Origin of the sequence: Rhizobacter sp., from assembly GCF_031412495.1 — a bacterium.
Classification (GTDB): Bacteria; Pseudomonadota; Gammaproteobacteria; order Burkholderiales; family Burkholderiaceae_C; genus Schlegelella_A.
On record NZ_JANODC010000248.1, the window covers coordinates 1 to 4,397 of the forward strand.

A 4,397-nucleotide genomic window follows, 5' to 3' on the forward strand; every position below is an offset into this window, starting at 1 on the left:
CGTCGGCGAGCTTCGCGTCGGCAGTGCCGAGGCGATGCCGATCCGGGCGTTGCGCGGCCGCCTGCACCTCGGTACCGAGCGCGGTGCACGACACGTGTTCGAGGACCTCGCCGCGCGCATCGACAGGGGCGCCGCGACGGGGCGGCTGGCCATCGGCGCCGACGCGCCCTTCCCGGTCGCCGCCCGTGCCGCCGTCGACTCGGCTGGCCTCGCGCCCGCCTGGCACGCCGACCTCGGCGCCGAAGGGCCGCTGGAGGCGCTCGCCGTTACCGCGGCGGCGCGGGTGCAGGCGGAAGCGGCCCCCGCTGCGCCGGCGGCTTCCATACCTGGGCAAGCCCGACATGGGCCAACGAAACCTGGGCCAACGGCACCTGCGCATGCGGCACCGCCGCAGTCGCTCGACGCCCGCGCCGTCGTTCGACCGTTCGCGGCCTGGCCGCTCGGCGAGCTGCGTGCGTCGGTGCGCGCGCTCGACCTGTCCGCGTTCGTCGCCGCGGCGCCGGCCACCGCCCTGAGCGGCGAGGTGGTCGCGACGACGACCGGCACCGACGTGCCGGCGACCGTGACCGCCGACATGACCAACGCCCGCGCCGGCCGCTGGAACGAAGGCCTGCTGCCGGTGAAGCGGTTCCGCGCCGAGGTGCGCGCGCGGCCGGACGACCCGAGCATCGTCGAGGTGCAGGCGCTCGCCGCCGAGCTCGGCTCGGCCCGGGTCGACGCCGGCCGCATCGTCGGGCGCGGCCGCTGGACCGCCGACCGCTGGGAGCTGAGCGCCGAGCTCGACCGGGTCCGCCCGGCGCAGCTCGACGCCCGCGCGCCCGAGACCTCGCTCGTGGGCACGATCGGCGCCGTCGGCAGCGGCTTCGCCGCCGCGCCCGAAGCGCGCACGGTCGAGCTCACAGCGCGGCTCGCCGGCGATCTGGTCGACGCCCGCCTGCCCCGCTCCGCACCGCGCCGAGCCGAGCTGCGCCTCGAGGCGACTGCGACGACGAACCACATCGAGCTGCGGCGGGCCGAGGCCGGCGTCGGCCAAGCGCGGGCCCGCCTCGCGGGCCAGCTCCAGCGCGCCGCCGCCGCCGCGCCGTGGCGGGCCACCGGCCGCTTCGAGCTGGCGCGGTTCGACCCGGCGCTCTGGTGGCCCGGGGCCGCCGATTCGCTGCTCGGACGTGGCCCGAACCGCCTCGAGGGCCAGGGCGAGTTCGACCTCGTCATCCCCGCGTCGTCGGGCACCGCTCCCGTCCTGGCGATCGTCGCCGCGACTCGCGGCAAGGCGGCCGTGTCGCTCCGCGACAGCGTCCTCGCCGGCGTCGCCGTGGCCGGCGAAGCGAGCTCCGTCAACGACGATGGCCGGGCCCGGCCCACGCTCGAGATCGTTGCCGGCGGCAACCGGCTGAAAGCCGAGGGGCGTCTCGCCGCGGCGGGCGCCAGCGCCGACCAATGGCAGCTCGCCGTCGATGCGCCGCGGCTGGCCGCGCTGGCGAACTGGCTCGCGCCGGTGCGTGCAGGTGCATCGGCGCAGCGGCCTGCGGCGGCGCCGCTTTCGGGCACGCTCAGCGCGAGAGCCCGCATCGCCGGCCGCTGGCCCGAGGTCACCAGCGAGGGTGACCTGCAGGCTACCGACCTGCGTTTCCAGGGGAACGCCGTGCGTCAGGCGTCGGGGCGATGGCGCCTCGGCAGCGCCGACGACGCCGCCCTCGACGGCAGCCTCACGGCCGACGACATCGACCTCGCCGGCCGCCGCATCGCGCGCGCCGAGGCCCGGCTCGCGGGCACCGCCCGTACCCATCGCGCCGAACTGCAGGTGCTCTCGGCCGCGCTGCCGCCGGCGTGGGTCGATGCGCTCACGGCCTCGAGCAGTGCGACCGGCGCGACCCGGCCGGTCGCGGCACCGCCGGCGCCAGCGACAGCCGCAACCCCCGGCACGCGCAGCATCGTCACGCTCGTCGCCGAAGGCGGCCTCGCCGACGCCGGCGGCGAGCGCGCCGCCGGCTGGCGCGGCACGGTTCGCGAGCTCGCCGCACGCTCGGCGGCCGCGCCGGTGCGAACCTGGGTCAACGCACGCGACGTGCGCGGCAGCGTTTTCTGGGCCGGCGGGCCGATGCGCGCCGCGGTCGAACCCGGCACCGCGTCGGCGCTCGGCGCGACGCTGCGCTGGAGTCGAGTCGAGTGGCAGGCTGCCGGTGCCCGCTCGCCGGCGCGCCTGGACGTGCAGGCACGCATCGACGCCTTTCCCGTCGCGCCGGCCTTGAAGGCGCTGCAGCCGAGCTTCGGCTGGGGCGGCGACCTGGCCGTCGGCGCACGCATCGACGTGCGCAGCGCGCCGGCGGTGCGCGTCGAGGCGGTCGTCCAGCGCAACGGCGGCGATCTCAGCGTCAGCGACGAGCTCGGCACGCAGGCCCTCGGCTTCACCGACCTGCGCCTGGGCATCGCCGCCGAGCAAGGTGTCTGGCACTTCACGACGGCCATGGCCGGGTCCACGCTCGGCGTCGTGTCCGGGGCGGTGACCGCACGCACGGCTCAGGCCGCCGCCTGGCCCGAGGCCGCCACGCCGATCGAGGGCGTCCTCGAGCTGCGCGTCGCCAACCTCGGCACCTGGGGCCCGTGGGTTCCGGCCGGCTGGCGCCTGAGCGGCGACCTGCATGCGAGCGCGAGCATCGGCGGCAGCTTCGGTGCGCCGCAGTACGCCGGCCGCGTCGACGGGTCGAAGCTCGGCGTACGCAACTTCATCGAAGGCGTGAACATCAGCGACGGCAGCCTGGCGGTGGCCCTGCAGGGCACGACGGCGCGCATCGAGCGCTTCACGGCGCGCGGCGGCGAAGGCACGGTGCGGCTCGACGGCGAGGCCAGCTTCGACGCGGCGCCGGCGGCGCGCCTGCGCCTCGTGGCAGAGCGCTTCGAGGTCCTCGGCCGCGTCGACCGGCGCATCGTCGCCAGCGGCGCGGCGGCCTTGCGCCTCGACGCCAGGACGCTCGGCCTGCAGGGCCGGTTCGCGGTCGACGAGGGCCTCGTCGACTTCACGCGTTCCGATGCGCCGCGGCTCGGCGACGACGTCGAGGTCGTGCGCCGGCCCACCGCGGCTCCGGCGACTGCCGCTGCGGCCACGGCCTCCGGCCCGACGGTCGCCGCGATGCCGACCGCGTCGCCGGCGTCACCGCTGGCGGGCACGCCGCCGGCGAGCCGTAGCGTCGCGCTCGACCTGCGCGTCGACATGGGCCAGCGCATGCGCGTGCGCGGGCGCGGCCTCGACGCCGGCCTGCGCGGCGAGCTGCACATCACGTCGCCTGGCGGCCGCCTCGCCGTCAACGGGTCGCTGAGCACCGTCGGGGGCACGTACCAGGCCTATGGCCAGAAGCTCGCCATCGCCCGCGGCGTCCTCGCCTTCGGCGGCCCGGTCGAGAACCCGCGCCTCGACATCGAAGCGGTGCGCCCGGACCTCGACGTGCGCGTCGGCGTGACCGTCGCCGGCACGGCGCTCAACCCGCGCATCCGCCTCTTCTCCGAGCCCGCGATGTCCGACATCGACAAGCTCAGCTGGCTCGTCCTCGGCCGCGCGTCGGCGACCACGGGCGGCGCCGACACGGCCCTCCTGCAGCAGGCGGCGCTGGCGCTGCTCTCCGGCGAAGGACCGGGCGTGACCGACCGGCTGATCCGGTCGATCGGCCTCGATGCGGTGGACATCCGGCAGAGCGAGGGCGCGGTCAAGGACACCATCGTCAGCCTCGGCAAGCAGATCGGCAAGCGCTGGTACGTCGGCTACGAACACGGCCTCAACGCCACGACCGGCACGTGGCAGCTGATCTACCGGGTGGCGCAGCGCATCACGATCCGGGCCCAGGCCGGCGGTGACAACTCGATCGACGTGAACTGGACCCTGCGCTGGAAGTAGCGGCGGCGCCTCAGGGCGCGACGTCGAAGTCGGCCTTGCCGATGTGGTTCTGCATGAAGGCGGCGACCGCCTCGTCCGGCTCGATCCGGCTCGGATCGAAGTCGAACTGGCCTTCGTGCGGCGTCGACCGGCCGGCATTCGTCAACCGTGCCTTGTAGTTGATGGTGGCTCCGACGACCTCGTAGTCCACGTGGTATCGGATGGCCGGGCCACCGTCGCCCTGCGTGTGCGTTCCTTCGACTGTGGCCATGCGCGCTCCCCTGCGGTCGGCACCAGTATGCCGCGCGCGAGCGCCGGGGTCGGGGTCTTAAACTGCTGCCTCGCGCGCTCGCCGTAGTTCAATGGATAGAACGGCCGCCTCCTAAGCGGCAAATACAGGTTCGATTCCTGTCGGCGGGACTCGAAAGCGTGGCTGGCGCACCGGGCTTCGGGATGGTGCGCTGCTCCCAAGGATCCGTAGCGCGTAGGTTTAGTCGGAGCTGCCGCTGGCGCGCAAGCCAGAGAGTTGTCG

General features: G+C 75.4%; 2 protein-coding genes and 1 tRNA gene. 2 read left to right on the plus strand and 1 reads right to left on the minus strand.

Annotation, left to right across the window (positions count from 1 at the left end; all coding sequences use genetic code 11):
* The coding region (locus AC30N0_RS09515; protein WP_489517686.1) for a translocation/assembly module TamB domain-containing protein at window positions 1-3,886 on the plus strand (3,886 nt) is incomplete at its 5' end.
* Between the two features lie 10 nt (window positions 3,887-3,896).
* On the opposite strand, the gene AC30N0_RS09520 is transcribed toward AC30N0_RS09515, so the two are convergent.
* Window positions 3,897-4,136 carry a hypothetical protein gene (locus tag AC30N0_RS09520; RefSeq protein ID WP_489517687.1) on the minus strand — a complete coding sequence of 80 codons (240 nt, stop codon included), beginning with the start codon at window positions 4,134-4,136 and terminating at the stop codon, window positions 3,897-3,899.
* Window positions 4,137-4,213: 77 nt separating this feature from the next.
* Here AC30N0_RS09520 and AC30N0_RS09525 point away from each other — a divergent pair.
* Window positions 4,214-4,285, plus strand: a tRNA-Arg gene (locus AC30N0_RS09525).
* Window positions 4,286-4,397 lie beyond the last annotated feature (112 nt).